At 36.9% G+C, this 4,793-nt stretch carries 3 protein-coding genes and 1 pseudogene; 2 read left to right on the top strand and 2 right to left on the bottom strand.

Going from position 1 to position 4,793, the window contains the following annotated elements:
* Nucleotides 1–512 precede the first annotated feature (512 nt).
* The gene (locus Q4533_RS19405; protein WP_303503870.1) at nucleotides 513–1,583 is read left to right on the top strand and encodes an acyltransferase family protein; all 1,071 of its coding nucleotides are present in this window, start codon (nucleotides 513–515) and stop codon (nucleotides 1,581–1,583) included.
* Nucleotides 1,584–1,672: 89 nt separating this feature from the next.
* On the opposite strand, the gene Q4533_RS19400 is transcribed toward Q4533_RS19405, so the two are convergent.
* On the bottom strand, nucleotides 1,673–2,332 hold the full coding sequence (locus tag Q4533_RS19400; RefSeq protein WP_303503868.1) for a methyltransferase: 660 nt from the start codon (nucleotides 2,330–2,332) through the stop codon (nucleotides 1,673–1,675).
* A 192-nt stretch (nucleotides 2,333–2,524) separates the two neighbouring features.
* Between Q4533_RS19400 and Q4533_RS19395 the strand changes: the two genes are divergently transcribed.
* Nucleotides 2,525–2,815: a hypothetical protein gene (locus tag Q4533_RS19395; RefSeq protein WP_303503866.1), complete on the top strand. Its 291-nt coding sequence runs from the start codon at nucleotides 2,525–2,527 to the stop codon at nucleotides 2,813–2,815.
* A gap of 1,201 nt (nucleotides 2,816–4,016) precedes the next feature.
* Here Q4533_RS19395 and Q4533_RS19390 read toward each other — a convergent pair.
* Nucleotides 4,017–4,163: pseudogene (locus Q4533_RS19390) on the bottom strand (transposase); the annotation flags it as partial.
* Nucleotides 4,164–4,793: the final 630 nt, after the last annotated feature.

Here is a 4,793-nt window from a genome sequence, read left to right as displayed (position 1 = left end):
GACGACAAGGTGCAGCTAACTGTCAGCGCTGGTTGTGCGCTTAATACACCATTTCTTAATTTCAAATAAAAGCATTTTCCACTTGATAGATATCAAGCTTTTTTGCTGTGTTGAATTTAGTTTATGAGTTATTTTTGGTGATTAATGATGAAGTATTTAGTCCTTTGGCAGGAATAATCCCATCAGTTAATGGATGTAAGTGTTAGCAACTTAAAACGAATGGCGTTATGTTATAACTTCTAAATAATGGGTGGCTTTGTAATTGCTGCTTTGTAATTGCTCAAAATTATTATTAATAATAGCTAAAATTTGAAAGTGAAAATATAAAAAACACATAAAATCACATTGATAACAAGTGGTTAATTGTATTTTTTAACTGATAATCTTTAGTATGACGGCATAGCCCTGATGCATAAACTATACTCAATGTGTCGTCAGTGAAGTTCAAATAGGTTATTCATGCCTAAGTATCTTCTTTACACACAAATACTAAATTATCAGATTAGGTGTGCATGAATAATAGAGTAGAGCATATAGATATTGCGAAAGGTATTTCTATTACTTTAGTTGCACTTGTGCATAGTAAGTTAGCGTCATTTTTTCCAGAAATAATAGACAGTATGTCATTATTTAGAATGCCACTCTTTTTCTTTTTGTCTGGTGTTTTCTTTTCTTTCTCTACTCCACCTAAATTATTTATTCTAAAAAAATCTGAAGCGCTTCTTAAGCCTTATTTCTCCGTACTATTATTGCTTTTTGTTATTGATGTTATCTTTCAAAATGATAATTTATTGCTGCAATTGCAAGGGATATTTTATGGTAATGGAGAGACCTTGAGGTGGGTTCAAATGTGGTTTTTAACACACTTGTTTACTGTTTACTGCTTTAGCTATGTTTTGTTTCGATTTACTCACTTTAATCTATTACCACTGCCTATTAAAATGTTCGTGTTAATGCTGCTACTTCTTTTGGGTGGTTTGTATGTTGATACTTTTTGGCTTAAAGAAATTACTATTGCTGGTAAGGTAAGTGTTCTTCCTGGTCTTCCTTTTTCTATTGATATTCTACTTATTTCCTCCTCATTCTTTATTTCTGGGTATTTAATGCGGAATAAAATAATTGGTTTTTCTCCTCATCGGTATTTGTTTGTCTTCGCTTGTTTTATTTTCGTTTGTATTATATTTTTAACCAAATCGTATACAGATTTAAATAAAAGAATATATGAGACAGCAATAACAGCTTCGATAGGTGCCATAAGTGGAATCTATATAGTTATGTGTATTTCAGTGTTGCTGGTAAAGCATAATGCATTCAAAGTCATATTTCAGAAGTTAGGGGCTGGGAGTTTATTTATCCTTATTTTTCATTACGTGATTCATTGGAAGGTTTATACATTCATATCTTCGGGTGATATTAATTATTCGATAGGGCTAGTGTTTGCAGTGGTAGCTTTTATTTTAAGTGTTTCTTTACCACTTTTAATACAAGAGATGGTTTACCGAAATAATTATTTAGCTTTATTTTTTCTGCCATTTAAATCAAATAAACTATTTACAAGAAAACTAACAGAAGATCCCGAGTAAAGGTTAACTTACTCGCGACTTGTAGTGTTGTTTGGCAGTAATTTTTATGATCTGAAATTATGTTATAGCTATTTATCCAGCCGCTATTCTTAAACTTCTCTGGTAAATCGTAAAATATGGCCTTTGAATTGTTGCTCTAAATAATCAGTGTGAGTGGGTTTGATGTGATTGTGACTAAAGCCATATTCATCCATCTTGGTGGTGAGTTTGTTTTTCCGGCCACGACCGGGGTCGACGATAACGATTTCACATTGGCGATTGGCATGGGTCTGAATGAAGTAAGCCAGTAGGGCAATATGTTCATCTTCGTACAATAAATCACTGCCGATGATTAAATCAAACTGGCCTAAATCACTGTTATCATCTGCCCAATCGACTCGTTCAAAGTTTATCGATTTGTCATTATTTAGTTGGGTATTTCTTAATAGAAAACCTTCAACCTCTGGGTGATAATCTGTGGCAGTAATGTCGTCAGCTCTTTGGTTTAGTAATAAGCTTGAAAGCCCGATCCCACAGCCAATTTCTAGTATGCGTTTACCTTGAGTTTGATACTCGAGCATATGGTTAGCCAGCACCATACTTGAAGGCCATACCACGCCAAAAATGGGCCATAACGCTGAAGAAATACCTAAGTCTTTTGCCGTGTCATCATCGTCACTGAATTGCTGTTTATCGCGAAGGGTACACAGGTGGATATCGTTGTTACCGACTTCTATGGTGTGATAGCGAATGCGCAGAGGGGTCGTCATTATATGTCCTATTTGGGTAGCGAGAGCTAAGCCAAATATCTAATTGAATATAGATGACGAAACAGATGAACAAACACAGTATAGTAATTTTCGATTAGCGCAAAGAATATAATCAATTAATTCGAATAAAACCTTGCTGTGCGGTGGTTACAATAGCTATCGTAAAATTGATGTAAATATATGGGAGTGAATATGAAAGGACTGATCACCGTTGCTTTATTATCGATAGCACCATCAGATTGCGTTATGTCGCCGCAGGACTCATTAGATATCCCCCTTGTGCAGCGCCAACAACTTAACAATATTGCTTTAAATAACGAGTATTTTTCAGGCTGTGTTACTGAGCAATTAGCTGATATAATTGAAGAAGTGTGCTCAAAGAGTGAAGCTTACTGTTGTGAAAGTGACAATGAAAGTGATGCGAGCATTGAGCTCACTTACCAGCAATGGGTTAACATTTACCAACATTGTATGGTGAAATAGAGAGACAGCGGATAAACCCTTGCTAAGACACTTATTTTCTCAAGCGCTTGGTGTTATTCATTTCCCTGTCGATGTACATAAAAGTCTGCAACGAGACAACAAAGATTGAAACTAAGACAACAAAGTTCGAAATTTCATGAGTCGTTTAAGTTGGCAAAACTTACAACGGCACACTTCTCTAACGATTTTGTGACCCAAATCTAGTTTGCTATTTTGAACAAACAACATCGTGGTGCTTCGCCCACAGCAGATCTATAACGCTGGATTTCACTTAATCTCCAAACTTCGTTTGGATTAACGTCGTGGGTTTTCCACCCACACCCGACCAAAAGGGGAAAAGCGCTTGTTCCCCTTTTGGATATCCCTCAGCGCCCCGACGAAAAATGCTGAAAAGCGCATGATTTTCGATGGGGATTGATCCAGCTTTCAACGTCGTTTGTATCCGTCTTCGGTCATTGTCGAAAAGCCCTAACGCTTCCGATAGGCCATCCGTGGCCAAACGAAAGCTAGCTTGGCATCCATGCCAAGCTCACGGCCTTTTCTCGATGACCTCAATTCAGATTGAGTCTTTTAGACTTTCAAATTTATTGGTTTTTTAACTTTTCTTTTACTTAAAGCAAAATATAAAGCTAAATCGAAGAGAGAATAATTCCAGTGTCGATGCGTTCAAGACCTTCGAAAACATGGATGTTTTCGCAGAGCCCACATGGATGTGTTTACGGCGTGTCTTGGATGCATCTGCACATAAGGTCGCTCTTTCACATCCATGTGATCGCGACATTTGTATATCCTATACATCACCTGCGGCAGGCAATGGGTTAGATTGAAGTAATGGCCTGCTGTAACTGAGCCAATTTAAATGAAGTATAAAGTTAGTGCTCTTAACACATTTATGCCCCAAAACAGCTTAGAGTAATGACTCGTAACATACCTTGGGTTTAATATTTGAACAATTTTTCTAATGAATCATTTGGTTCGAATTGAATAACAACGAAGACTGGCTTGTGTCCACTGATTTGCTGGAGGTTCAATCATTGGCTATTACAGCCAGCTTAGACCCCATCAATATAACGGTGGGCTAACTCCTAATGAATCGGAGCGATTATTATTGGGAGGGTTACAACAGGAATACTCTAAAACTGTGGCAAGTTTTTGTTGACCACTACACTTCTAAAGCGATACCTTGTTGTAGGGCTTGCTATATTTCCTTCCAGTTGTAAAGCAAACTGGTGCTAACCCCAAGAGACTTTGCTGCATCAGCAACGCTATAACCTTGCTCTAGCACCATCAAGACGGCTTCATCTTTATATGCTTGCGGATAACTCTTATGTGATTTTTTTTGACTCATATAGACCTCTTAATTTATTGACCATACTGTCTCAAAATTAAGTGTCCGATGGAATTAGACCAGAACAGTCATCAACGAATAAATTAATATCCCTAAACAAACAATAAGCGACATCCCAACTGCAACAAAAGGCATCCAGTAGTTTACTGCTCCTGTGAACATTAGGTGGCTCCTAATATGAGTAATTCCATATCTTGATTATAGAATTAGCTCATATACCATTCAAAATCATCAATACTTCTCTTGATTTTTTAGCTCAAACAGCAAAACAAAAGTTGCTGATTTGCTTTGTTGTTATGTTGATTGAAAATTGTGTGAAAGGACTTGAGCACAATTGTGAGAATGTTAGCGTTTTCTATGCTGCTACCAGCGTTTCGCTTAACTCATAAGTGCCTTCTGTTTAGAATGTACATTACTTTAGAGTTGAATAAGATTTTAACACTTTAACTCACTTTTATTACTCCCCGCCCAACTAAGAAATGACATGAAAAAAATACTACTTATTACTATCTGTATGTTACTTACAGCGTGTGGGTCTGATTCTGAGACTCAGAAACCGCTACCGCCTAATGAGGGCACACCGATCTCACCACCTTGTACAGTAGATTGTGGTGATGAAGGGGATAAGAA

It is taken from the genome of Shewanella sp. 6_MG-2023 (assembly GCF_030547195.1).
In the GTDB taxonomy this organism is placed as follows: domain Bacteria; phylum Pseudomonadota; class Gammaproteobacteria; order Enterobacterales; family Shewanellaceae; genus Shewanella.
Note: the sequence above shows the minus strand (reverse complement) of the source record. Positions and strands in the feature narration are given on the sequence as shown.